Origin of the sequence: Lysinibacillus sp. FSL M8-0355 (assembly GCF_038008985.1) — a bacterium.
In the GTDB taxonomy this organism is placed as follows: domain Bacteria; phylum Bacillota; class Bacilli; order Bacillales_A; family Planococcaceae; genus Lysinibacillus; species Lysinibacillus fusiformis_D.
This window is the reverse complement of record NZ_JBBPAI010000001.1, coordinates 395,466-422,363: the sequence shown is the minus strand read 5'-3', so window position 1 is coordinate 422,363 and position 26,898 is coordinate 395,466. Positions and strand designations below refer to the sequence as shown.

At 37.7% G+C, this 26,898-nt stretch carries 22 protein-coding genes; 5 read left to right on the top strand and 17 right to left on the bottom strand.

Annotation, left to right across the window (positions count from 1 at the left end):
- Nucleotides 1-29 precede the first annotated feature (29 nt).
- On the bottom strand, nucleotides 30-923 hold the full coding sequence (locus MKY46_RS02070) for a DMT family transporter (protein ID WP_036117705.1): 894 nt from the start codon (nucleotides 921-923) through the stop codon (nucleotides 30-32).
- A gap of 186 nt (nucleotides 924-1,109) precedes the next feature.
- Between MKY46_RS02070 and MKY46_RS02065 the strand changes: the two genes are divergently transcribed.
- Nucleotides 1,110-3,134, top strand: a complete 2,025-nt coding sequence (locus MKY46_RS02065) for an EAL domain-containing protein (RefSeq protein ID WP_340833657.1) — start codon at nucleotides 1,110-1,112, stop codon at nucleotides 3,132-3,134.
- Nucleotides 3,135-3,177: 43 nt separating this feature from the next.
- On the opposite strand, the gene MKY46_RS02060 is transcribed toward MKY46_RS02065, so the two are convergent.
- Complete coding sequence (locus MKY46_RS02060) at nucleotides 3,178-3,645, bottom strand: threonine/serine exporter family protein (protein ID WP_170829849.1); 468 nt, start codon at nucleotides 3,643-3,645, stop codon at nucleotides 3,178-3,180.
- Between the two features lie 21 nt (nucleotides 3,646-3,666).
- Complete coding sequence (locus tag MKY46_RS02055; RefSeq protein ID WP_036117711.1) at nucleotides 3,667-4,419, bottom strand: threonine/serine exporter family protein; 753 nt, start codon at nucleotides 4,417-4,419, stop codon at nucleotides 3,667-3,669.
- Nucleotides 4,420-4,755: 336 nt separating this feature from the next.
- Between MKY46_RS02055 and MKY46_RS02050 the strand changes: the two genes are divergently transcribed.
- Entirely contained in the window at nucleotides 4,756-6,168 is a 1,413-nt protein-coding gene (locus tag MKY46_RS02050) for a polysaccharide deacetylase family protein (protein ID WP_036117713.1), read from the top strand.
- A 71-nt stretch (nucleotides 6,169-6,239) separates the two neighbouring features.
- Here the strand turns inward: MKY46_RS02050 and MKY46_RS02045 are convergent, their stop codons facing one another.
- The 4 genes from MKY46_RS02045 to MKY46_RS02030 form a co-directional block, all read right to left on the bottom strand.
- Complete coding sequence (locus MKY46_RS02045) at nucleotides 6,240-8,336, bottom strand: beta-propeller domain-containing protein (RefSeq protein ID WP_036117716.1); 2,097 nt, start codon at nucleotides 8,334-8,336, stop codon at nucleotides 6,240-6,242.
- A gap of 134 nt (nucleotides 8,337-8,470) precedes the next feature.
- On the bottom strand, nucleotides 8,471-9,664 hold the full coding sequence (locus tag MKY46_RS02040; RefSeq protein ID WP_036117717.1) for an acyl-CoA dehydrogenase family protein: 1,194 nt from the start codon (nucleotides 9,662-9,664) through the stop codon (nucleotides 8,471-8,473).
- 9 nt (nucleotides 9,665-9,673) lie between these two features.
- Nucleotides 9,674-10,846: a saccharopine dehydrogenase family protein gene (locus MKY46_RS02035; RefSeq protein WP_036117720.1), complete on the bottom strand. Its 1,173-nt coding sequence runs from the start codon at nucleotides 10,844-10,846 to the stop codon at nucleotides 9,674-9,676.
- 26 nt (nucleotides 10,847-10,872) lie between these two features.
- Complete coding sequence (locus MKY46_RS02030; RefSeq protein ID WP_340833655.1) at nucleotides 10,873-12,351, bottom strand: aldehyde dehydrogenase family protein; 1,479 nt, start codon at nucleotides 12,349-12,351, stop codon at nucleotides 10,873-10,875.
- 417 nt (nucleotides 12,352-12,768) lie between these two features.
- Between MKY46_RS02030 and MKY46_RS02025 the strand changes: the two genes are divergently transcribed.
- Nucleotides 12,769-13,569, top strand: a complete 801-nt coding sequence (locus MKY46_RS02025; protein ID WP_089933090.1) for a TIGR00266 family protein — start codon at nucleotides 12,769-12,771, stop codon at nucleotides 13,567-13,569.
- A 296-nt stretch (nucleotides 13,570-13,865) separates the two neighbouring features.
- Here the strand turns inward: MKY46_RS02025 and MKY46_RS02020 are convergent, their stop codons facing one another.
- The 4 genes from MKY46_RS02020 to MKY46_RS02005 all read right to left on the bottom strand — a co-directional run bounded on the left by MKY46_RS02020 (nucleotide 13,866) and on the right by MKY46_RS02005 (nucleotide 19,123).
- Nucleotides 13,866-14,828: a 2-hydroxyacid dehydrogenase gene (locus MKY46_RS02020; RefSeq protein ID WP_058844775.1), complete on the bottom strand. Its 963-nt coding sequence runs from the start codon at nucleotides 14,826-14,828 to the stop codon at nucleotides 13,866-13,868.
- Between the two features lie 641 nt (nucleotides 14,829-15,469).
- The gene (locus tag MKY46_RS02015; protein ID WP_036117732.1) at nucleotides 15,470-16,762 is read right to left on the bottom strand and encodes a globin-coupled sensor protein; all 1,293 of its coding nucleotides are present in this window, start codon (nucleotides 16,760-16,762) and stop codon (nucleotides 15,470-15,472) included.
- 340 nt (nucleotides 16,763-17,102) lie between these two features.
- Nucleotides 17,103-17,939 carry an undecaprenyl-diphosphate phosphatase gene (locus MKY46_RS02010; RefSeq protein WP_170829842.1) on the bottom strand — a complete coding sequence of 279 codons (837 nt, stop codon included), beginning with the start codon at nucleotides 17,937-17,939 and terminating at the stop codon, nucleotides 17,103-17,105.
- A gap of 104 nt (nucleotides 17,940-18,043) precedes the next feature.
- Complete coding sequence (locus MKY46_RS02005; protein ID WP_058844777.1) at nucleotides 18,044-19,123, bottom strand: metallophosphoesterase; 1,080 nt, start codon at nucleotides 19,121-19,123, stop codon at nucleotides 18,044-18,046.
- Nucleotides 19,124-19,426: 303 nt separating this feature from the next.
- On the opposite strand from MKY46_RS02005, the gene MKY46_RS02000 reads away from it, so the two are divergent.
- Nucleotides 19,427-20,575 (top strand): acyl-CoA dehydrogenase family protein, encoded by a 1,149-nt coding sequence (locus MKY46_RS02000; protein ID WP_058844778.1) that lies wholly within the window; start codon nucleotides 19,427-19,429, stop codon nucleotides 20,573-20,575.
- Between the two features lie 35 nt (nucleotides 20,576-20,610).
- On the opposite strand, the gene MKY46_RS01995 is transcribed toward MKY46_RS02000, so the two are convergent.
- The 4 genes from MKY46_RS01995 to MKY46_RS01980 all read right to left on the bottom strand — a co-directional run bounded on the left by MKY46_RS01995 (nucleotide 20,611) and on the right by MKY46_RS01980 (nucleotide 24,596).
- Entirely contained in the window at nucleotides 20,611-22,815 is a 2,205-nt protein-coding gene (locus MKY46_RS01995; protein WP_058844779.1) for a sensor histidine kinase, read from the bottom strand.
- Nucleotides 22,816-22,830: 15 nt separating this feature from the next.
- The gene (locus tag MKY46_RS01990; protein WP_155273172.1) at nucleotides 22,831-22,986 is read right to left on the bottom strand and encodes a hypothetical protein; all 156 of its coding nucleotides are present in this window, start codon (nucleotides 22,984-22,986) and stop codon (nucleotides 22,831-22,833) included.
- Entirely contained in the window at nucleotides 22,964-23,656 is a 693-nt protein-coding gene (locus tag MKY46_RS01985) for a response regulator transcription factor (protein WP_036117745.1), read from the bottom strand. The genes MKY46_RS01990 and MKY46_RS01985 overlap by 23 nt, the downstream gene beginning before the upstream one ends.
- A 76-nt stretch (nucleotides 23,657-23,732) precedes the next feature.
- Nucleotides 23,733-24,596, bottom strand: a complete 864-nt coding sequence (locus MKY46_RS01980) for a DMT family transporter (protein ID WP_036117748.1) — start codon at nucleotides 24,594-24,596, stop codon at nucleotides 23,733-23,735.
- A gap of 156 nt (nucleotides 24,597-24,752) precedes the next feature.
- On the opposite strand from MKY46_RS01980, the gene MKY46_RS01975 reads away from it, so the two are divergent.
- The gene (locus MKY46_RS01975) at nucleotides 24,753-24,983 is read left to right on the top strand and encodes an excisionase (RefSeq protein ID WP_036117751.1); all 231 of its coding nucleotides are present in this window, start codon (nucleotides 24,753-24,755) and stop codon (nucleotides 24,981-24,983) included.
- Nucleotides 24,984-25,047: 64 nt separating this feature from the next.
- Here the strand turns inward: MKY46_RS01975 and MKY46_RS01970 are convergent, their stop codons facing one another.
- Both MKY46_RS01970 and MKY46_RS01965 read right to left on the bottom strand, forming a co-directional pair.
- Entirely contained in the window at nucleotides 25,048-26,034 is a 987-nt protein-coding gene (locus MKY46_RS01970) for a homoserine dehydrogenase (RefSeq protein ID WP_340835621.1), read from the bottom strand.
- A 477-nt stretch (nucleotides 26,035-26,511) separates the two neighbouring features.
- Nucleotides 26,512-26,898, bottom strand: a complete 387-nt coding sequence (locus tag MKY46_RS01965; protein ID WP_141905157.1) for a hypothetical protein — start codon at nucleotides 26,896-26,898, stop codon at nucleotides 26,512-26,514.

Sequence of the window (26,898 nt, the reverse complement as noted above, 5' to 3'; positions counted from 1 at the left end):
AGTTAAAAAATCCTAACCCAATAGTATATTTATGCTTTTTCGCCTGCTACCGAAAGCCAGGTTACACAAACAAGCATAACGAAAACACCTATTAATTGCCAAAAACCTAAAGATGTACCGAATACAATGACTGAAATAACCATTGCTGTTAATGGTTCGATACTGGAAAGGATACTCGTCTCCACTGCTGTAATATATTTCATACTACTTAAAAACAGAATAAAGGCTACTGTTCCAAAAAATATTAATGCCACGACTAACATAAGTATCTTAAAATCTGTTAAAACAACCCATTGGTTGGACTGCCACACACGGCTCACTAAGCCTAATGTTAAACCACCTACCAGCATGCCCCAGCCAACTACTAATAGCACACTCCACTCCTTCATTAAGCGTGCAGGATACAGTGTGTAAAATGCAAATGTTAAGCCTACTGCTATACCCCAAAGCAAGGCTTTTGGACTAATAAGCAAACTTTCAAACGAAGCGTTCGTTAGTAATAGAAATAACCCTATAAGGGTACCAATAATCCCTAACACTTGATATTTTGGTGGCCATTTCTTTAAACTAAGAGAGACATATGCCACAACAAAAATGGGCGCTAAAAATTGTAGTAAGGTCGCAAGTACTGCGTTGCTTTCATTTATAGCAGCAACAAAAGCAAATTGTACACCTAGCATCCCTGCAATACCAAAAGTAATGAGCTGTCTACCCCAGAGTTTATGCTGCCAAATACTAAAAATATTTTTTCCTGTTAACAATAAATATGTAAGTAGTAATATACCTGCAACCGATAAACGGACTGTTAACATAAAGGAGACGGTCAATGGTGTATGGTTAAGTAGCCACTCCATCAAAGGGCCAGTTGCTCCCCATAACATAGCACCCGAGACAATAAATAATATTCCTTTTAAACGTTCCATACCAATCCTGCTTCCTATATACGTACTAAAAATTGTTACTTTTCTTCAAATCTTTTCTTACACATCACGAGAAAAGTCCTATTTTTCTTCATTATCAAATATTTACAATTATATTCATAATGACTAATTCCCGATAATTAACTATAATATTAGTATATATTGATTACCCAAGGAGATCGAAAAATCATGAGTCATATGCATAAATCATTTACGATTGATGAACATTATTTAAATTCACTTCCTTTTCCTGCAATTATCATAAATCAAGATGGACAAGCGACTATCTGGGGAAAGAGCACAGAACATCTGATTGGATTGTCAGCCGATGATATTAAAGGAAATACTACTCCATCTATACTCGAAAATCTACTATGTCAGCTTCCTGTAGAAACATTTCAGTCTATTTTACAAAATGAGGACAGTACGTATTTAGATAAAATTCAAGTATACACAACGTCAAACACAGAAATAACGACAGCCCTGTTAGCGAAGCCTTATACAGAAGAAGGAGAACGTTTTATTCTACTAATCTTTATGCTACCAGAATTAATGACGAATGCTGTTTCACATTGCAGTACATTTGTTAATATCAAGTCAGGTTTAGATGCTACATTCATGACTGTCACACTCGATCACGATGGATTTATCTTAGAATGTAATAATGAATTTTTAAAGACAAGTCAATGGACGCCAAAGCGTGTAATCGGCAAAACATTTTGGCAGTTATTCCCGGATAATGAAGCGAGCGAAAAAGTCACAAATACGATTTGGCGTAATTTAAACAATGGTCATACGTGGCAAGGCGAAGTTGAAAAAATCACAAAAATAGGCCAATCCTATTGGGTATTGCTAACAGCCATTCCTACTTTTAATCTCGAAACAAATGAACAACAATTTATCTTAATTGAAAAAGATATTACTAAATCGAAAACCATTCAACATCAGCTAGAAAAAATAGCTTATATCGATACAGAAACTGGGCTGATGAATGCACATCGACTTGAAAAAGTCATTACCAATATGATTGAAGAGCAAAGACATTTTTCATTTGTTTATCTAAGTATTGATAAATTTTATACTTTAAAAGAATTACATGACCAACAAATCGATCAAAGCCTTATTATTGAATTTACAAATCGAATAAAAATGTATTTCCAAGATAGCACAATGGCTCGTATAAATGAAAATGATTTTGTTGTCATTACCCCTTTAAGTGAGTGGTTTATTCAAGGGTTCTTATCTTACTTACAACAGCACCCTATTTATAGCGGCAATATTGCTGTACCAATTTCTATTAGTGGTGGCATTACAAGATATCCAGAAGACCAAACAACATTCTCTCAACTTATGAAAGCCTCAATTGCTACCATTTCAACAGTGCGTGAGGCTGGTGGGGACAAAGTTGTTTCCCTGTCAACAGCAACACATAAAGCTTTAAATCGTAAAGCTTTAATTGAAAAACGGTTACTTCAAGCACTTGATCAGAAGAATTTAAAGGTACTTTATCAGCCACAAATTGATGTTTATTCTGGTAAAATTACAGCTGTTGAAGCACTTGTAAGATGGGAAGACGAGGTAATTGGCGTTGTTGCGCCTGATGAATTAATTCCGATTGCGGAAGAAACAGGCCTTATTAATAATATCGGTTCCTTTATGCTAGAAAAAGCTTGTGAGCAGGCATTACTTTGGAAAAAGGCGGGTCATGATTTAAAAGTATCTATTAACTCTTCTGTTCGCGAATTCCGCGATAAAAATATGGCAAAATCCATACTTGAAGTGCTCGCAAAAACAGGTTGTCCAGCAAATCTTCTACAAATTGAAATTACTGAAAAATTTGCTTTAGAGGCAGAAGCTGCCACATCTATCGCACAGCAAATGCGCAAGCTTGAAAACGAAGGCATCTCTTTCGTATTAGATGATTTTGGAACTGGCTATGGATCATTTAGATATATGCAGATTTTACCGATTGATACACTAAAAATTGATCAAACGTTTACGAATTCTCTATTAAAATCTGAAAAGAGCCAAAAGCTTATGCATGGTATGGTACAACTTGGTAAATCTATGGAACTGAAAGTTGTAGCCGAGGGTGTCGAAACGGCTGAGCAAGCAGACCTATTAATCACATATGGTTGTGACGCCATTCAAGGCTATTATATTAGTAAGCCAGTTACACCAGATGAAATTGAAGTATTGCTTAGTAAAAAATAATAAGTAATTAAGGAGGCTGCGTTAAGCTAAACGCAGCCTCCTTCTATTTTTTATAGACCTTTTGTAATTTTACTTTACTTGAACGGACTGAACGGAAAATAAGTTGAATAATTACTTCCGCAAAGACTAGACCGATCACAATTGCACCTGTAATTAAAAATGCCTTTAGGCCATACTGTAAGCCTTGTAAGTAATCGTCCTCTACAACATTTCGCATGGCATTATATGCCATCCCTCCTGGCACCAACGGAATAATTCCACCAACGATAAAAATAATCATTGGTATTTTAAAACGTCGCGCATACAAATGGGCAACTATGGCAATGACAAACGAGCCAAAGAAAGAAGCTTTGACGACATCCATTCCTTGCTCTGTTAAAACGTAATAGATAATCCAGCCAATTACTCCAACAAGACCACAATGAAGTAATGTTTTTCTAGGAACATTAAAAAGAATGGCGATCCCAGCTGTCGCAAAAAAACTAACAATTAATTGTATAAGAATGTCCATCATCTGCATATTGTCCGCCTCCTAAAATCCTAGCGTGACGGCAATTGCTGCACCGATTGCAAAGGCTGTTAAAAAGGCCTCTGCTCCCTTTGCCATCCCTGACATAAAATGACCCGCCATTAAATCACGAACAGCATTGGTAATCAAAATACCTGGTACAAGTGGCATGACAGAACTAATAATAATTTTATCAAGTTCAGTTCCATAACCATACTTTACTGCTAAGAAGGCCACAAAGCCGAGAACAAGTGATGCCGTAAATTCAGAGAAAAACTTCACCCTTGTTAAATGGTTGATCATCACAAGTACTAGAAAACCCATCCCACCCGCTATACAAGCTACCGGAAAATCCGACCATCCTCCCTTAAACATAATCAGGAAACACCCACTTGCAAGTGCGGCTGACAAAACTTGTAAATAAGTTGGTAAAAAATAATTTGTTTTTTGTATCGACTTTAACTCGTCATAAGCTTCTTCTAATGTTATGATGTGAGATGTGAGTCTCCGAGATACTGAATTTACCAAGGCTATTTTTTGTAAATCTGTAACCCTACTGGAAATTGATGTAATTCGCGTCGGCTGTGTCTTGCCTAACGAAAAAATGATTCCAGTTGGTGTGGCATAACATTGAGCATCTGGCATATTTTGAGTATGTGCCATCCGCAGCATCGTATCCTCCACACGATATGTTTCTGCTCCACTTTCAATCATAATACGCCCTGCAAGCAACAAACAGTCAATCGTAAGTTCATTATCCGCTTCTTGTAAGACCATTACAGCTATCTGCCTCCTTCAAAAGGTTCCTTGCCAATATTATCGAACTGCCAATAAAAACTCAACTGAAAATTTCAGCATAAACAGTTAGCTTTCTTTCAATTTAATTTTCATGAATTAACAATTATTGAGCATGTTTTTTCTATTTTAGTAGGTATTTTACAACCACTTTAAAAGAAGTACAACAACATTCGATTGATACCCTATAGAAGGATAGCCGATTTAAAATAATTACTATAAATTAACATTAAAAGATCCGTAATTTGTATAACTTTTTTAATGATTAACACGTCTGATTGTATAGAGAATAAAAAAGAGGGGAGCGTATCCAACACCATGCAGGAACGCAGAAAAAAACGCGGTCCAATAATTGATTTTTTATTACTGGGCCTTATTGTAACCTTAACAACAGTTATACTAGTTATTATCCTATCAAAGGATGAATTTAAGTTTCAAAAGATTAGTGCTTCAAAAGAAGAATCTAAGACAGAATCGGTCAATAGTAATTTATCGACTGAAAGTTCTGCGTTTCCAGGCATACGTATTGTTACAGACGTTTCTAATGATAAACGAACACCATTTGCTATACATTACCCACAAACAGATAACAAAGTTTTTAATGACGCCGTATTACAATACATATCGGATTCAAAAGAAAACTATCTAGCATCTATGAAAAAAAATAAAGATAAAGAAGCTATGGGTGAATTAAATATTAGTCTTGAAACATTTCCATACCGAGAGCATTATTATTCCTTTGTTCTAACAAAAATGGAGTACCTTGGTGGAGCTAATCATGAAGTCTCAACGAAAACATTCTTCATTAATAACGAAACAGGCGAGCAAATTACAATTCAAACCCTTCTACAAAATGACGAGAACAACTTATCAACGTTAGCTGCCAATGTACGAAAGGATTTGCAGAAAAACCTTCAAATAAAGGATGAGCTTTTCACTGATGAATTACTGAAAGCTACAGAGCCAAAATGGTCTAACTTCAATCGCTTTGCTATTGTCGACGATTCATTACAATTCTATTTCAATGAATATGAGATTGCTAGCGGAGCAGCAGGTGCCCCAATAGTGAAACTACCCCTTTCACTTATTAACCCATTGTTAGCCTCTGAGTTTCAAATTGCTATGGAAAATGTAAAACCAACAAATCCACCGCCTACAGGTGATCCGAATAAGAAACGTATTGCATTAACATTTGATGATGGTCCACATCCAAAAGTGACGGAACAAATTTTAAACATTCTCGATAAGTATCACGCAAAAGCAACCTTCTTTATGCTCGGTAGTCGAGTACAATATTATCCTGATATTGCAAGAGATGTATTGGCGCGGGGCCATGAAATTGGCAATCATTCGTGGAACCACCCTGTCTTAACAAAGCTTACACAAGAGCAAGTGATGAAAGAGTACAATACTACAGCCAATGAAATAGAAAAGGCAATTAATCATGGTGCTACAGTTTTCAGACCACCTTATGGTGCAACTAATGACACGATTAATGCCGAGATCCCTATACCTGTAGTGCTATGGTCGATTGATACATTGGATTGGAAGCATCGCAATGCACAGCAATTATTGCCACATGTAAAAAATAATTTGCACAATAATGCCATTGTCCTAATGCACGATATACATCAATCTACTGCAGATGGACTTGATGCTGTCCTTGCCTATTTACAGGAGCAAGGTTATGAATTCGTAACGGTATCAGAAATACTACCATATCGTCAATAGTATGAACCCTTTTCATATATTCAATGAAAAAGTCCAATGAATTTTTAAACGAATTCATTGGACTTTTCTTATTATTTTATTGTTAATGTATCTAAAGGCTTGAAGTCATTTAGCTGATAGCTCTTTACCTCGTTACGCGCTATTGTATAAAGAGCATCATCTATATAGACTACTCGTTGTACAACCTGCTCCCAATTCTCATATGGCTCATTAGTATTACGATTGATTATATTTCCTTTCAAAACAATCCCTTTATCAGCAGTAATTTCATAAATTTGAGCACCATGACCTTGGTACACAATCTCATCACCCTTACCTGCATCATACAGTACTACTGGGAAGCCAAAATAATTGAATTCCTTATTGCGGAATAGCGCTTTCGGATTATATTGTACATCAGAGTAAGAGCCTTTCCCACCGATTTTTACTGTCGATTGTTCTTTTGGGTTACTGAAGTCTGACACATCAAATAGTGACATCTTCATATTGGTTGTCACCGTAAAATTACGTTTCGTATAAGCATCATAGCGTTGCTCTGTATCATAACCAATGCCCATTAAATGTGTTTCATCTATTGGATGTAAGTAATTACTGAAGCCTGGAATCTTCAATTCCCCTAATACTGCTGGCTTTTTTGGATTTGCTACATCAATGACAAATAGTGGATCTACTTGTTTAAATGTCACTACATATGCTTTTTCTCCCATAAAACGAGCAGAATATATTTTTTCTCCAGGCGCCATATCCTTTACCGAACCAAGTGGTTTTAAATGTTCATCTAAAATAAAGAGGTGATTATAGGAAGTACTTTTCTCATCCCACGTATTGCCCTCGGTTGTAAAGATTCGGAAATTACCTTTGTATTCGTCCATTGAATACTGATTTAAGACAGTTCCCTTTACTTCTGTACTTCCAGCAAAATTTAAAGTCGTTCCATCTACATTCCACTTAAAAATCTGAGTGTCTGCTGACCTAGGTAGCCAAATCATATCCATAACTCGTTTATTGGATGGAGCAGCCTGATTATTTTCATAAATTGGTGTCGTTAAATATAGAGCATTTTCTGACATATAAAGACCACTACTTCCACCTAAATACCCTTTTGTATTGGCTGTTGTCTTAGCTCCATTTTTTAAATCGACAGCTGTAATTAAACTATAGGTACCATCCATTGTATTAGGTAATATAGAGATTTTTTCTAAAGGTAGGCTTGTGTACGCTGATCCTGCTACACTATCAAATGTTTTAGGCTTTAATTCGGCTTTTTTGTCTTCTTGCAGCATCCAATAATTCGGATACATATTACCAATTATATATAATGTGTCCTTCGTAATACGAATATCCTGTAAAAAGCCTTCTTGCCCAACATGACGTACATGTTTTGGATTGCCTGGATTCGAAATATCATAAAATGAGGCTGTTACCATGGCTGTACCAGCCTTTTCAATATATTCATCCCCAATGGCAATTAATAGATTGTCATATAATGCAAGCTTAGAAATATATTGTGACTCTTTTAGTTTAATGCTTGTCGCTAACTTCAAATGCTTAGGATCTTTAGCATTGACAACCGTAATACTCTGATCCTTTACACTGTAAATAAAGCCGTCTTTTACGACAACAATATCACCCTCTTCTACACCGTCTACTTGGTTATTGGTTGTAGACTCGTTATTAGCAGTGGCTTTATCTTCACTTGCTGCACTTTCAGCTTTCTCTTCCTCTCCCCATCCAACTCTTTGAGTCGTTAACAGCTTTTTAAAATATTGCTGGAGCTCTTTTTCAGATTTGACGGCTGTTAACGTTTCAATAATAGTAAATGAAATCGTCTGTGAAGAGACATTCAGCCCCCCTTGTGCGAAGGCTTCCTTTTTCACATGTAATTGATAATTCCCTGGTGCTAACTTCTTGACCACTATTGTTTTTTGATCTTCTAATAATTCAATTGTTGCAGGCACTTTTTGGCCTTTTGCCGTTGTAATAAAGACATAGTCCTCTGTAATCTTGTTTTTCTTTAAAGCTACTGAAAAAGATGCTTGCCAGCTTTGTGTAGCCATGCTGGTGCTAGCGGCCTTTGCAGTCACATCCGTATTCACCATCCATGTGAAAACGCCAGGCACGATAGCTACAACAAGTATCAACATAATTACCAACCATTTGTTTTTCATCATTTTTCCTCTCTTTCATTTACTTGTTTATCCATTAGACTAATAAAAAATCGGAAAGTTACATTTTTCTGAATTTTTTAATGTAGGTTATGACTTCACAAAAAAAACAAGGGGGAATACTCCCTCCCCCTCGTTTATTCTTCAAACGGCCATTTCGGCAACATTTTTGATAATGGCTTATCTCGGCGTCTTCCTAATACATAATCAGCCTGCATAATGGTATGAATTTCACGGGTTCCTTCATAAATAACGGGTGCTTTTGAGTTTCGTAAATAACGGGCAACTGGATATTCATCTGAATAGCCATATGCACCATGAATTTGTACTGCATCATCAGCAGCCTTATTGGCAAAGTCACACGCTTGCCACTTTGCTAAGGATGTCTCGCGAGTATTTCGAACACCTTTATTTTTCAGTTCACCTACACGATAGACAAGAAGACGACTCATTTGATAGCCGGCTTCCATATTAGCAATCATTTGTCCAACAAGCTGGTGCTCTCCAATAGGCTTACCAAATGTCTCCCGTTCATGACAATATTTTACGCTAGCTTCTATACAAGCTTGGATTAAACCAACAGCACCTGCCGCTACTGTAAATCGACCATTATCAAGCGCGGACATGGCAATTTTGAAGCCTTCACCCTCTTCACCAAGTCGGTTTTCAACTGGCACACGTAAATCTTCAAAAAAGAGCTCACCTGTATTACCAGCACGAATACCATATTTTCCTTTAATCGCTTTTGACGTAAAGCCAGCCATCGAACGTTCTACAATGAACGCACTAATCCCATGATGTTTCTTCGATTTGTCTGTATAGGCAAAAACGAGAAAATGATCTGCGATATCACATAAGGAAATCCACGTTTTCTGCCCATTGAGGATATAATGATCGCCATCACGGACAGCTGTTGTTGACATGGCAGCTACATCAGACCCAGCGCCTGGTTCTGTAAGACCAAATGCTCCAATACGAACACCTTTAGCCTGCGGAACAAGGTAGCGCTGCTTTTGCTCTTCAGTACCCCACTGCATTAAGGTCATGCTATTTAAGCCCGTGTGGACAGATACAGCTGTGCGAAATGCTGTATCTCCCCGTTCAAGTTCCTCACATACGATGGCAAGAGCATTATAATCCATACCACTACCACCGTATTGTTCAGGAACACAAACACCCATTAAGCCTAACTCAGCAAGCCTTGACCAAATTTTAGCATCAAAGCCTCCATCAGCATCCCACTTTGCAATGTAGGGAATGATTTCTTCATCAACAAACTGCCTTACCGTTTTTCGTAGCATTTCCTGTTCAGTGGACATTTCAAAATTCATGGTTAGCACCTACCATTTCACGATCATAGCAGACTTATGTGATGTCTCTTTAATCACCACGCCACGTTTAGCCATCTCTTCGATATACGTATCACCAGGAACTATTGCTTCAGGTGGAAATACACCATGCTCTGTAATAGCACCCGCTCCTATCATCTGCGCTACAACAGAAATGGTATTAGCAGTAGCACGAGCCATGGCTGTTTCATTAATTGTCATATCCTTACGTACAACCATTTCATATTCATACGTGACCTGCTGTTGTGCTTTTTCACCAGCTACAATGACACGTAACAGTACAGCATCTGGTTTTGTGCCCAGTTCAAGCTTCTTTTTAAGTGCCTCTCGTACAACGGCACGAACAGGTACTTCTTGATTATCAACTTCTACCTTATTAGTGGAATCAAGGAATCCTAAGTCAGCTAAAAGCTTAAATTTCTCTGCGTGACCTTTATAGCGGATCGTTTTATATTCTAATGTGCGGACATTGGGGAATGTCTTATACAATGTGGAAATGCCACCAGATGTATAAAATGCCTCTAGCACACCGAAGTCATCAAAATAAATAGGTTCAACGCCAGACAGGGATGGAACTTCTTCAAGCTTGCCCTTCTGAATCGTTTTGGAAGGCTCTGTATAATGATCGAATACGCCATCTAAAGAAAACACACGTGTATAATGAAGTGGAGGCTTTGGATCAGTTGGAATACCACCTACAAATAGTTTAATAGAATCGACATCATCTAATTTCGATGCACCATAGCCAGCAAGAATATTAATCATACCTGGCGCAACACCTAAGTCCGGAATGATTGTGACACCTTTTGCTTTTGCTTCCTCATGAAGATCTAATATCTTCTCTGTCACACCACCAATATGACCGCCTAAATCTACGGAATGTACGCCTGCCTCAATCGCTGCTCTCGCTACTCGCTCATTGAACGAATAAAATAGCGCATTGACGACAACGTCACCCTTAGACATAACGTCCATTAATGAATCATCACGCTCTGCATGAAGCTCCACAACCTCCACTTTATTAGAGTCTAGCGTATCTACAAAATCCTGTGCTACTTTTACATCGATATCCCCTAAAAACACACTCTCCACTTTATCATTTTTTATTAAATCACGAGCTACCTCTTTACCCATTAAACCTGCACCTAATACAACAACTTTCATCAAGAACATCCCCTTTCGTTGATCTGTTACTCTGTATCGATTTGTGCTCTTTGTAATTTACCGCTGTAGTCTACATAAATACTCTTCCATTCTGTGTAAACATCTAGGGCCGCTACACCTGAATCACGGTGTCCATTACCAGTCCCTTTTGTGCCGCCAAATGGCAAATGAATTTCAGCACCTGTTGTGCCGGCATTTACATAAACAATACCCGTGTCCAAATCACGTTGTGCGCGGAAAATTGTATTTACATCTTGTGAGAAAATGGAGCTAGATAAGCCAAATTTCACACCATTATTTACTTCAATTGCTTCTTCCAAACTTGCTACTTCAATGACAGAAACGACTGGGCCAAAGATTTCCTCTTGGGCAATAATCATGTCAGGCTTCACATTTGTAAACAGAGTTGGCTCATAATAGAACCCTTTATCGTAAGGTGGTTCATTTAATATTCTGCCCCCCGCTAATAATGTAGCTCCCTCTTGTTTGCCTATTTGCACATAGTGATTAATTTTTTCCAATGCGGCTTTATTAATCACTGGCCCGATTTTAACGTCCTTTTCTAGACCATCGCCAATTGTTAGCTTTTGCATTTCATCTAAGAGACGCTTTTCTAATTGTTCTTTTACATCTTTATGCACAATGACTCGACTACATGCTGTACACCTTTGCCCAGCAGTACCAAATGCACTCCATAAAATCCCTTCTGTAGCTAGCTGTAAATCGGCGTCATCCATGACAATGACAGCATTTTTCCCACCCATTTCTAAAGAAATCTTTTTCAAGTGCTTACCGCCAAGCTCGGCTACTTTACTGCCCGTTGTCGTGGAACCAGTAAAGGAAATAACCTTGACATCAGGGTGTTCAATTAACGCTGTCCCTACTGTAGGCCCTGTACCAAATACAATATTAGCGACACCATCTGGTAAGCCCACTTCTTCAAAAATTTTACCCATTTCATAGGCCATCATCGGTGTCTCATTCGATGGTTTCCAAATAAATGTATTCCCCGCAACAATGGCAGGAAATGACTTCCACGTTGCAATGGCAACAGGGAAATTCCAAGGCGTAATGAGTGCCACAACACCAATCGGTGCCCTTACACTCATGGCAAATTTATTGGCAAGCTCCGATGGCGTTGTTTCGCCAAACAATCTTCGACCCTCACCAGCCATATAATAAGCCATATCAATTCCTTCTTGCACTTCTCCCCTAGCCTCTTCAATTACCTTGCCCATCTCTTTTGTTAAAACGGTCGCCAAATATTCTTTCTTCTCTTTCATTTTGAGACCGATGGCATATAAATAGTCTGCACGCTTTGGCGCTGGTACAAGTGCCCAGCTCTTTTGTGCTTGTTTGGCAGCAGCTACAGCCTCATCTACCTCATTTGAAGTAGAACGTGGTATGGTAGCAAGCTGCTCACCATTTGCAGGGTTCGTCACTGCTATACTTTGTAAATGTGAATGTGTGACCCATTTACCGCCAATATAGTTTTTAATCTCCACTACATACACCCCCTGAAATACTCTATGATGCCTCGGCTGTTGTACCAGTTGTATTCCATTGGTACAGCGTCTGTAACAGAATGAAATATGTCAATATTCCGAATTTTCTAGATGCAATATACCTGGTCATACTAGCATTTACCTAATAATCGGTGACAACTACCAGAGGCTTTATTTTCATCTAACGTCATTACCTCCATATAGAGGATGACTTCTAAATTTAGAAGCCACTTAAGGTTATGTATATTCACAATACCCTTCGTTATATGAAAATAAATAATACACATTCTAGTTTTTTATATTCGACATTTTCTAGCTAATTCCCTTTTTTTCTAAAATATTTAATTTCCTATTGAAACTAATGTGATTTATAATCGTATACAATATCATTAAATTTACTTTTGGAGGAATCCCTTTATGAATAATCATGAAATTGACTACAAGTTATTTGGTGACGACATGCAATATGTGCAAGTTGAGCTTGATCCTCAAGAAACAGTTGTTGCAGAAGCAGGAGCTTTAATGATGATGGATGACTCGATCCATATGGAAACTATTTTTGGTGATGGCTCACGAGGTAGCTCACAAAGTGGTCTAATGGGGAAATTATTTGGTGCTGGAAAACGACTAATTACTGGTGAAAGTTTATTCATGACGACATTCACAAATGTTGGTGCAGGTAAAAAGCATGTTTATTTCGCTTCACCATACCCAGGTAAGATTATTCCAATGGATTTAAGCCAATTGAACGGTAAAATCATTTGTCAAAAGGATGCATTCTTAGCAGCAGCTAAAGGTGTTTCTGTTGGCGTTGAGTTTCAGAAAAAAATCGGTGTAGGCTTCTTCGGCGGTGAAGGCTTTATTATGCAAAAGCTTGAGGGAGACGGTATGGCATTTGTACATGCAGGTGGAGCGATTCACGAAAAAACGTTACAGCCGGGAGAAGTGCTACGTGTAGATACAGGATGTTTGGTGGCGATGACATCAAATGTAGATTACAATATCGAGATGGTTGGAGGCGTAAAAACTGCACTATTTGGTGGAGAAGGGATCTTCTTTGCTACACTACGCGGCCCAGGGACTGTGTGGGTACAATCATTACCATTTAGCCGTTTAGCAAGTCGTGTCTTTGCAGCAGCACCTATTTCGCAAGGCGGGGGCGGTCAATCTAAAGGTGAAGGCGGCATCGGTGGCATATTCGATTTATTCAATAAATAAGAAAACATAAGGCTGGAACAAAAAATGTTTCAACCAACAAAAAAACCGAACTATCCAATGAAACACTTATAAAGTGTTTCGGAATAGTTCGGTTTTTCTATTTGTCATGTTTTGTTATTAAGAAATTATTCGACTTTTTGAAAGAACAATTTAGAGCAAACGTGGTGAGTGAAGCGGCTAACGGACGCCCTGAAAGGACACTGGAGGAACGGAAATCAATCCCACAGCTTACTAAAAAGTTTTTTCTAGTCTTTTTTCAATGTGTAGCATGTCAGCAAATGATATGCTCCTCTTTTTTAATCAATTCGATTTGAGATTGCCTTGCCTTGTCCATAAGCCGTTAATGCTTTCACATTTAGCATGAGCATGGCCGTTCTCGTTGCTAACGAAGCGCTACCGATATGTGGAAGTGCTACTACATTTGGAAGAGTTAATAAAGGATGATTCATAGCAATCGGCTCTTGTTCAAAAACATCTAGCCCCGCAGCCCACAGCTTACCATTTTTCAAAGCATCATACAGGGCAGCCTCATCAATGATCCCACCACGGGAAGCATTTATTAATACAGCATCTTCCTTCATCAAAGCTAGTTCCTGTGCCCCAATGAGTCCTTCCGTATCAGTATTATAAGGTGTCATAATCACAACAAAATCAGATTGCTTTAAAAGGTCTTCCAATGAAACATACTGGAAGCCATACATTTCTTCCGCTTCATGCCGACGTCTGCGATTATTATATAAGATTTTCATATCAAAACCTTTTGCTCTTCTAGCAACAGCTTGGCCAATTCGCCCCATGCCAATAATTCCTATTGTTGCTCCTGATACATCCTTACCAACCAGTTGCATTGGATACCAGCTGTTCCATTTGCCTTCACGTAAATATCTTTCACTTTCTGGAATTCTACGTGCAGTTGCAAGCAGTAAGCCAAATACTAAATCCGCAGTCGTATTGGTTAAGACACCTGGTGTATTTGTCGCCATAATGCCTTGTTTCCGTAAAGCTTTCACATCAATATTATTATAGCCAACTGCTAAATTGGTCACTAATTTCAAATTGGGTGCATGTGAAAGTAACTCTTCATCTACTTGATCGGCTATCGTTACCCATAGCACCTCACAGTCAGCGACAGCTGCTAGCAATTTGTCTCGTGGAATAACCAGGTCTTCTTCTTCCCACTGCGAGATTTCATAAAACTCCTGTAATGGTTCAACAATATGTGTAGGAAATTTACGTGTTATAAATAATTTCTTTTTCATGCTCCAAAAACACCCCTCTACTCATTTCCCTAATTCGCCTATAGCGTAACACTTAAAACAAGCATTTTCTAGGGTTTTCTAGTCTGTATCCTTCCATAACTGATAGTTATTAGCTAATTCATCAGCCTCATTTTTAGTTTATCCGTGTAATACATCATTCTATCCTAATCCACAGCACGAAAAAAACTATGCATAGATTGGATGCATAGTTTTTCATAATGTTGGAAAACAAAACCTTCAATAACATTTTTGTGAAAGTTCCATTGTAGGCTACTTGCATTCTGTAAGCGAGTACTACCCCATGGGAATCAAGTAGCCCAATCAATAAAAATATTTCTTTTGAGCAAAGGTTTTCAACTAAAGTGGAAGTATTCACTACTCTTTATGGAGGGGTGTTGTCACTCATCGCTTCTCCACATTGAAAATAAAAGCCTATCCTTACTCTAATCATACAAATAAAGAGCTATTTTGTTCACTAAGGCTCGTATGAAAGATTAGGAAAAGACTCTTTTGCGCATGGTTGATTGGAGTGGAGCCAGCGTCACTCCTAGAGATTTAGCGTCACATCTGAGACGCTGGCAGAACGGAAATTAACCCCTCGCCTTTCAAACTTACTTTTTCTGCCGTTGACATCAACACTATTAAAATTCTCTAATTGTTGTATTTAAGCGATTGGCCACTTTCTCTAATGCTCCAGAAGATTCACCAATAGTTTCAATAATCTTTACTAATTCAGCTATTTGACTACCAACATTTTGAAAGTTAGAGATAGAATCTTCCACAGAACCAGAAATCGCATCAAATGCTTTTAGCGACTCGGCATTGCGTTCAATACTACTATTCACGAGTTGCTGTATATCCTGGATGGCTTGGACCACCTGTGTTGTAATACCGTTCGACATCATAATTAGTTCAGCTATTTGTTCGACTGAGCTTTTCGTTTGATCAGCAAGCTTACCTACTTCATTTGCAACGACTGCGAAGCCCTTACCATGTTCGCCAGCACGTGCTGCTTCAATTGCAGAGTTCAGCGCAAGTAAATTGGTTTGCCCTGAGATGCTTTTCACAATTTCTACAACTGCATTAATTTTGGAAGAAGAGGCATCTAACTGCTCCACCATATTAGCCATCTCAACTGTTTTATGATGAATTTTTCCAGTTTGCTCATTGATAGATACAATTTTAGTATAACCTTCACTAGACACCTTTTGCATAGATTGTGCCTCTTGCATACTATCTGTCAAAGAATCATTGACATGCTGTGCACTATAAACAAGTTGTGTTACTGTTTCAGTCGTATTTTGAGATTGAACCTCCAACTGTGTTGAAATGCCGCCTATGACATCCTTTACATGCTCCCTAACGCTATTGCGTTGTTTCTCTATTAATATACTGGCATAGTTATCGTATTCTTCCAAAACAATTTGCTGCTCGAAATTACATATTTTACTAACAGCATCACAAAATTTCTCTTCCTCGTCTTTAGATAGTCGAAGCTCATAAATAATTTTACGTAGTGATTTTTCAAGAATGTAAAAGGCTGCTAAATACCATTTAGGATAGAGATTAATCTTCACATGCATCTTTGCCACACGACTTCGCTTCTCTAAAAAAGCTTCATCTATACGCCCCTCAAACATTTCAATAATATGATGGCGTAATGTTTGCCGTAAGCGCTCGCTAGAACTATGCTTTTGTATCACAGCCTGTAAAGAGGGCACGCTTTCAATAGCATGATAAAATGCACCAACCACCTCAACAACGTTTCTTTCCACATAAGGCTTTAAGCTTTTAATCAATTGAAGGTCGTATACACTTAATCCTACAAGATTTAACTGAAATAAACGTTCTGGCTCTTCAATAAAAATACCGACAGCTGCTTCATCACTAATTTCAATTGTATTTTTCTTAGATCTATTTACAATTTGAAACATTTTCTCCACCTCATATTATAATCATATACCGAACTAAGTCTATTATCCTAAATGCTATTCAATAACAACAAATATTTGGACATTCTATGTATCAATTATAATCTCAAAATAAACAAATGAATAATAAAGAGGTAAATGATAGCTATTATCATTATAATCCTCTATACATTTGTACTATTCAATAAGTCTTTATGACCATTTTACTCATTTTTTCAAAAAAATGATGGCTGGAGTAATAAAAAAAGCCACTGCTTCTTATCAAAGAAGAGTCCTGCACCCCTAAAGTTTAGATTTTTGACTCTAACTTTAGGGGTGCAGGACCAAGAGTGACCTTTTTTATTTACATAAAAATAATTACACAAAGAACTGCGGCTAAAACTAAACGATAAATCGCAAAAGGCATTAACTTCACCTTTGAAATAAGTGCTAGGAAAAACTTGATGGATAGTAAGGCAAAGATAAATGAACTAATAAATCCAACTGCATAAAATCCAAAGTAGTCCATTGATAAAGTATCCCAGTTTTTCAGAACGGATACTAGACTAGCCCCTGCCATGATTGGCACTGCCATAATGAATGTAAAATCGGCTGCAACTCGGTGACTCATACCAAAGAGTACCCCACCTGAAATAGTCGCACCTGAACGAGAAAAACCTGGCCATAAAGATAGACATTGAACTAACCCAACTTTAAATGCTAAACCATAGGATATCTTGTCTAAAGAATCTACTTTTGGTTTTCTTGGTGCCAATTTATCCGCAGCAATCATTAGAATTGCTCCTGCCACTAAAGCATAAACTACATGTTCTACTTTAAATAAATGGTCGTCTATAAAATCTTTAAACGCAAAACCTAAAACAACTGCTGGCAGCATCCCAACAATAACATGCAATAAGTTAAAACGGCCGTTTATGGATTTTGATTGACCGTCAATATTATATAAGCCAACTAAGCTTAGCATACGTTTCCACATCACTACGATAACCGCTAAAATGGAGCCGAGCTGCACAACAATTTTAAATGTGTTAGCAGGATATTTTCCCAAAAACTCCTCTGTCTTTAACCACATATCATCCACGATAATCATATGACCCGTAGAAGATACTGGTGCGAATTCCGTCATACCTTCGACAAAGCCTAATATTAACGCTTTTAATAATTCTATAATTTCCACCATGTCACCTTACCTTTTTTAATCAAATACCCACCTATTATAAGATACTACGTTTTCATATACTACTGTCATTTCACCTAGGTAGCTCATTTCAAGATTACCACACACTATTGAAAGTTTATATCCACTACCCAAAGCTCTGATCTACTACCAATTCGCATCGGTGGTCCCCAGAAGCCATAGCCTGATGAAACAAGTGTATGCATATGCTCCTTCAACTTATAACCATAGTCCAGTTCAAATACCCGAGCCGTTATATACTGGTTTGGCCATAGCTGACCCTTATGTGTATGACCTGACATATGTAAATCAACCCCCATTGCCGTTGGTGTTACCAAGTCATCGGGTGTATGGTTCATCACAAGCCATGGCAAGTTATCAGATACCTTTAATTCTTCAAGTGTTTTTCTTTCTTTATTCGTCCTATCCTCTTGCCCTGTTAATACAAACGCATCTTCTATACGAATTGTTTCATCTAGCAGTATTTTCACATTGGCATTTTCCATTTCCTTTACAAACTCAGGAATTTTTTTACCGTAATATTCATGGTTACCCAATATCCCATACGTTCCATATGTAGATGTTAATCCTTTCATGACATCCGCCATGCCCTCTTGAACAAACCATTTTGGATCATCATCCACGATATCGCCAGCTAACAATACAATATCTGGCTGCGCTTCATTTGCCAAGTTTACAAATCGTTGCAAATGCCTTTTATGCGATAATACCCCTAAATGAAAATCAGATGCCACAACAGCTCTCAGTGATTCTAGTTCACTTTCCTTTTTGGCTACCGTTATTTCTAAATGACGAACTACTGGTGAATAAGCTAAATAAGAGCCGATGATACTTAACAAAACTAGGACAGCAACTGCTATACTACCAATTATTTGTACATTTTTAAAGGGAGTTAACCAAACAATCAATTGTGAAGCTAAACACAGTAATAAGCCGTATTCAAAGAGAAACATCCAGTAATTACTGATGACCGAAAAAAACCGTAAAGACTCATGTAATCTTCCGATAATAATACTAAAAGCAACAATATACAGGATCAGCCAAAATAGGACTGGATAACGGAACCATCCCATCGCTACAAGCCACTGCTTTACTCCCCACCCTAAATAGAAAGTCAACGCACTATAAATACTAATTAAAAGTATACCACCGATTACTTTTGGCATAACCTAGTCCTCTACTTTCTTCTATAATTTAGTTGATTATATCATTATACTTAACAATCATATTGCTTGAAGCCCTTGAATAATCTTCTATCTGAAAATAGGAACTGATTACAGATGACAACTATAAGTTTACCTTTTTATTTCCTTCGATTCTCTCGTTCTACATGACATTCCACCATATTTAGATGACATTTTCGTCATTTTCACACTAAAAGCCACTTTAATTTCTACAAATCTTCCAGTAACATAATAGATGAACGAGAAAATTTACGCATTTACGAGCAAAAAGGGGTGCTATTTCGAATGACACGTTATAAATTTGAAACAATAGAGCATGAGTTATTTCGTAAAACCTTCCGTAAGTTTTTAGCTGAAGAAGCTGAGCCACATTATATTCAATGGGAAAAAGACCATCTAATTCCACTTTCCTTTTGGCGCAAGCTCGGTGAGATGGGCTACCTTTGCCCACAGGTCGAGGAGCAGTATGGCGGGCTTGGTCTGGATTTCAGCTTCGGTGTTATTATTCAAGAGGAGCTAGAACGTATAGGTTCAAGTCTTATTGGGATTGGACTGCATAATGATATTGCCGTACCTTATATCGAGGCTTATGGTACACATGAACAAAAATCTCGCTGGCTGCCTAAATGTATTTCAGGCGACTATATCACTGCGATTGCGATGACTGAGCCTGGTACAGGTTCAGACTTGGCAAATATACAAACAACCGCGATCCGCGATGGTGACTTTTACATTGTCAATGGACAAAAAACCTTTATCACTAATGGCATTCATACAAACTTAGCCATTGTTGCAGTGAAAACAAATCCACAGGTGGAGAAAAAGCATCGCGGCATCAGTCTACTTGTCATTGAAGAAGGTACACCTGGCTTTACAAAAGGAAGACAGCTCGAAAAGGTTGGGATGCATGCCCAAGATACGGCAGAACTCTATTTTGAAGATTGCCGAGTGCCTGTGCAAAACCTACTTGGAGAAGAAGGCAAAGGTTTTCACTATATGATGGAAAAGCTACAGCAAGAGCGATTAGCAGTAGCGATTGCTGCACAAACAGCCGCAGAGGATATGCTTACCTTGACATTAGACTATGTAAAATCACGTCAAGCCTTTGGTAAAACAATTGGCGACTTCCAAAATACAAAATTTAAAATTGCTGAAATGGCTACTAAAATTGAGCTTGGAAAATCATTTTTAGAATCCTTGATTGAAGAGCATATTGCTGGGAAAGAGGTTGTGACAAAAGTATCTATGGCAAAATACTGGATCACAGAAAATGCACGTGAGCTTGCCACGCAATGTATGCAATTGCATGGTGGCTATGGCTATATGGAGGAATATAAAATTGCTAGAAGGTATAGAGATATACCTGTTATGTCCATCTATGCTGGTACCAACGAAGTGATGAAAGTCATTATCGCCAAAAATTTAGGCTTATAAAAAGATGGCGGCAAATTTCTGTCGCCATCTTTCCATTATACTGCTGGAATTCGAACAATTACTTTAAATAGATCGCCATCTACATCAATACTCATTCTTGCCCCATGTAAGTCGACAATAGATTGTGCAATCGCTAATCCAAGTCCTGAGCCCTCTGTATGTCTTGAAGCATCTGCACGTTTAAAGCGTTCAAATAATTCCTCGGCATCCTCACTGATTTCATATTTCGCAACATTTTTCACTGTAAATTCAGCATCACCATCTGCCGTACGTTTCAACGTCACGTATACACGTGTTCCTTCTAACGCATATTTCAAGACATTCACAATTAAATTATCGATGAGTCTCCACCATTTTTGACCGTCCACATATGCATAGATGGGATCGTGTGGCATCGTCATACGTAAATCTAAGCTTGACTGTGTCAAATCCTCTTTATGCTCCCCTACCGCTTGCTGAATAAGCTGCGTCAAATCTACTCGACTGCGATGGAGTTCAATATTGCCACTTGCCATTTTTGACACTTCAAAAAGGTCTTCAATCAATACTTTTAAACGCTCAGATTTTTTATCGAGAATTTGAATGTATTGTTGACGTTCTTCGTCTGTAATAGTGGGCTTTTTCAGTAAATCCGTATACGTAATAATAGAGGTTAATGGCGTACGTAAATCATGACTCACATTTGTAATAAGCTCTGTTTTCAAACGTTCACTTTTCGCCTGCTCATGCATGGACGTACGAACACCTTCTCGTAAATGGTTAAGATTTTCAGCATGACCTGCAAGCGGTGATTTGCCTTTTACCTTCACATCTCGGTTTAAACGTCCTTCAGCCATATTCTTCGTATCCTTCATAATGCGATTTAAATAACCCATTCTTGATAGGAAAACAACCAGAGCAGGAATTCCTACGAACATACACATAGCAAGAACAAGAACTGGAAAACCGCCTCCTCTTAACATAGAAGCGACAAGGCTACCTCCCCCAAAGAAGGCTGCAGCTAACATGACCAATGAATGCAATGCAATAGAACGATTGATAAATAAATCAGTCATCGAATCGCCAAGTGACCATAAATAACTTGATTTCATATTTTCTTCTAGCTTTTTCAAAGTATCCACTCTTGTATACAGCCAAATTAATTGTACAAAGAAAGCACTGCCTATAACGAATAACACAGCTATTTTAAAGGCAGAATCTAGTATAGACCGTACATAATTATATTGATAATTGTAATCGTAAGTGTATTCAATAGATTCAAAAACAATTTGGGAAGTAAAAAGATACATAAATCCTGTGATCAATACTAGAATAACCTGAAAGTCAAACTTTACCTTAGTTAAAATCTCTTTTTCCTTCATATTCGTGACAGTTTGTAGTACAACCTTACGACCTCTCCATGCAAAGATTGCCGTTACTATACTAGTCAGCCACACAAAGAAAAAGGTATATTGATTACGGTGAAAACGATTATAATCCTGCATAACGCCTAATGATTGAACTGCTTTTTTCGAGATGGTTAAGACACCCATATATTCAGCTGTTTCATAAAAATTATCTACATCCACATATGCTTCTGTACTGTAAAAAATATCCCTTAAATTATTACTAATATTTCCTGCATATAATGGGTTTCGCTCAGAATATTTTATTTTATAGGCACTGCTTTCTGAAACATCACCTGCACGGTATATTTTACCTGTTTCAATATTCGTCAACTCATAGGACCAGTAGTCATAGTTTTTTCCAAAGCTTTTCGCTTCGGCTTGTACTGACTTAATATATTTATCAATTAATGCTTCTTTTTCAGCACGAATCTTCTTTCGCACATGCTCATCATTTTCAAAGTTTGCCGTAATATCTTTAATCTTATTATCGCGTTCAGTCTCTAGCTTTATTTGTAATTCTGCAGCATTGGCATCCACTGCTTCTTGAATTCGCTGTCCGTATTGCTGTTTAATATTATCGATTTGCTGTCCCAATGTACCATAGTAATTACGATGATCTTCTATTTCTGATTGCGTAATTTCTATTTCATCTTTAAAATCTGCGGCATTCGGTACATTTAACACTAACGGTCCTAGTTCTGCTGTGAAATTATCGATTTCATGCTGGAAATTTTCCGATTGGAAATAGGATTTACCAATATACTGATAACCTACATGCCAAAAAGTAAAAATACCAAAAATTGTCCAAATGAAACACATTAACACTAGAGAGGATTTCCATTTTTTTATCATACCTCTTACACTCCTCTAAAAAATTCTTTCCAAAAATTGCAAAACCTCTGAGGAGCGAGAATCGACGATTTGATAGGCATAAACACCAAAATAAATGAGCCCAACAACACCTGCTATAAATCCTGCAATCGTCATATACTTCTCTAGTTTATTTTTCCATTTTATAGCCAACGCCCCATACCACCTTTAGATAGCGCGGATTTTTCGGATCTGCTTCAATTTTTTCACGTATCTTCCGAATGTGAACAGCTACAATATTTTCAGCATTGTACGCCTCCTCATTCCAAACACGTTCATAAATTTCACGTATCGAAAAAACACGCCCTACATTTTTCATTAATAATTCCGTGATTTTATATTCTATTGGAGTTAGTCGAACAGGTTCTCCTTCTAGTATGACCTCTTTTGCATCTTCATCAAGAACAAGTCCGTCAATTTCCACTTTTGTCGCTCCTTCACTATACGTCCCTAGTTGCACATAACGTCGCAACTGCGATTTCACTCGTGCCAATAGTTCTAATGGATGAAATGGCTTCGTCACATAATCATCAGCTCCAACGGATAGCCCATGTATTTTATCGCCATCCTCTGCCTTTGCACTCAGCATAATAATTGGAATATTGCGCTCCTCCCTAATTTTAAAGGTTGCTGTAATGCCATCCATGTTTGGCATCATGATATCTAAAATAATTAAATGTACTTCATTGTTCTCTAGCTTTTCTAATGCATCTTGGCCGTCTGCTGCTTTAATGACATGATAGCCTTCATTTTTTAAATAAATTTCAATACCATCACGAATATCTTGATCGTCATCTGTAACAAGAACTGTTAATTTCGTCATGATATACACCTCGCTCTCAAATATCAGTGTACCTTTCAAATCTTAAAAACCAGCTATTATAAAAATGAAGAATTTCTTAAGGTTTTCGTTTTTTCCTTCCACCTATGGTTAAAACAACAATGCCACCTAGTAGCATTGCTAGACCAAGCCAGGACACGATACTTAATTGTTCTCCAATGAAAAACACCCCAAGAATGGCAGCAGTTAATGGCTCTGCTAATGACAGTGTTACAGCTGATGATGAACTAATTTTTTGCAGACCATTTAAAAACAATAAATACGCCACGCTTGTACACATAATTCCCATGAATAGCATTGTCCATAAGTTATGTGTATTCCCTAACCAAGCAAATCCATTTTCAAAAGAAAACGGCAGTAAAAATAACGTACAAATAGAGAATGTCATGGCGACTGCTGGCAATGCCTCTTCCTGTGCCATTAATTTTTTACTAATGTTTGTATAAAATGCAAAGGACACACCTGCACAAAGTGCTAGTGCAAATCCACCTATATGAACAGACTCGTCTCCATTATTCATAAATAATAAAAGACATCCGATAATCGCCATCAGTGTAGCAAGTCCCCATACCGCTGTCGGACGAGTTTTCCAAATAAGCCATTCTAAAACACCAGAAAATACTGGTGCACTACCAATTGTCGCAACTGTTCCAATGGCTACTCCTGTTAGACGGATAGATGAAAAGAAAAGACCCTGGAAAAGAGCAATACTGGCTGCAGCTAAAATCGTCCATTTCCATGACCATTTTCGAAAGTTAATTTTCCGTAATGAAATGGTAATGGCTAATAATAGACCGCCACCAATTGCAGAACGAATAGTGGCCACTGCTATTGGAGATACCCCTTGATTTAAAAATGTTTGAGCTGTTCCTGTCATTCCCCATAGAATGGCTGCTAGTAATACCAACAACGGATTTAACATTTATCAATTCATCCTCGCTTTATTACTTCATTAATACTAATAATACATATTTATCCAAAATCAAACAATTATCATTTTTACTTTTTCTTTCAATTAGCCTAGTATGCTTTCTCAACAATGGCAGTTATAATATATACAGTAAAAGGAGCGAATCGTATGTACAAAACAATTGCAGAGACAGCTGTTGATCTTGGTATGCCTGAGGATCAAATTATGCGTCTAGTTTATGAGGGGCGTATCCGTTCTGTTTACGATGGAGAACAAACCCTAATCAATAGCGGCCAATTTAGCACGTATTTTAAACAATTGGAACGTATTAAAGAGGAAATCGAAATTTGGCGTTCTACCCCTATTCCAGAAGATATAGATGTGAAAGATGAAGATTAAAAAAACCCACCATTCATACAATCGAACATTGTTGAGTGGCGGGTAATTTTAAAAAATAAGTTTATTAGATTGTCACAACAAATCCTGCTCTTTTCCCAATGATTTCAGCATAGTCCTCTACCATGACACTCGCAGTTGGGTACATTCCTGCCCCAGGGCCAACTAATGTTAATGTCCCAATATAGTTAGTCTCTAACGCTACCGCGTTGAACACATCATCAACGGGATAAAGTGGATGTTCTTTATCAACCAGTTGAGGACCAACTTTAGCGATAATTTTACCGTCAGCCCTTTTTTCCACTTCAGCGACATGGCGGTAACGCAGACCGTTTTCACACGCTTCATGGACTTGTTCAGCCGAAATGCTATCGATACCAATTACTTCTACATCAGCCCAATCTGGTTGCTCTCCGAAAGCTAAAGCACTTAAAATCATTAATTTTTTAAAGGCATCCTGACCAGAAATATCATTATATGGATCCGCCTCGGCATAACCTAAACTTTGCGCCTCTTTTAAAGCTGTTTCGAATGACCAGCCTTGTGCACGCATTTTTGTTAAAATATAATTACATGTGCCATTCAGGACTCCTTGAATACGGCTCACATCATTAACAAGTAAAATATTTTTCATTGTTTTAATAACAGGTACGCCACCTGCAGTAGTTGCCTCATAGCCTACAAAAACACCATTTGCTTTTGCCAGATCCTGCAACTCTAAGCCTCGTTTAGCAAACATCACTTTGTTGGCTGTAACAACGTGACATTTATGCTCAACTGCTCTTTTTAAATAACTGTATGCAGGCTCTTCATTTACAATCGCTTCAAACACAACCTGCATACCTGGCTCTGCTAAGACATCATCCATACTCGTCGTCATTAAATGCGCTGTACCTGGTACACGTTCACGACTAGCATCTGTCACTAAAATCTTTGCTACCTCTAATTCAATACCTAATTTATTTTTTAGCTCTTCTCGCTTTTCATTTAAAATATGATAGATCCCTTGACCCACCGTTCCAAATCCTAAAATCGCTGCCTTTATAGTTGCCATTTCTGTTATTCCCTCCAACTTACATTCCGCAGTTTCATCAAAGCTAATTTCTCCATGGGGTTGTGTCATGATAATTGGACACCCACCGCAAGCTTTAGCCAATTACTCTTCTTTGTACGAGTTTCGCTATTTTAGTATGTGTTGGAACACATACAAATTCAAATAATTCTAAATTTATCTTAAAGAAAATTGTAACGCAAATACATACTTAGCACAAGAAAAATCTTTCTAGGAAGGACATTTGTTTTCTCTAGATGTGCAAAAGAAATCGGTTTCATTCCCTTTATTATACGTTTTTTTAGTAGATCTATAAGATTTGAACAAAAATTGACTATTTCCATTTAAATATATGAATGTCTTTCTTCTATTATATATGTATGCTTGGACACCCATCATCTTGTTACTATTTTAATGACCTCTAAAGAAAAAACTCATTCCCTGTAGCAGCAGAGAATGAGCTTTAATATATGGGGGTTTTCAACTTGCTTTTGAAAGCAATTGATAACGATAATGTGTTAAAGCTTGTTGAACAAGACTAATTTCTTCTTCTGTAAAATTTGGTATTGCATACGTACGTTCCACTAATTGAAATGTACCGTATTTTAAGTAAAGCTCTGTTGCAGGAAGTGCAATATGGCTCACACCGTAATGTTCATATGCCTCAAAAACTTCCTTTACAGTATAGCCCTCCTCTTCAGCCACAACATACTCTTGAAATGCTGTATGACCAAAGACTTGCTTCCATTTTTTATCGACTGATGTAAGTAAGTGTTGAATGGATTGATTGTTGACAAAGACATGACCTTCATTCAGCTCATAAATTAGATAGGATGCAATGTTTTGTGCACTATAGATATTACCCAT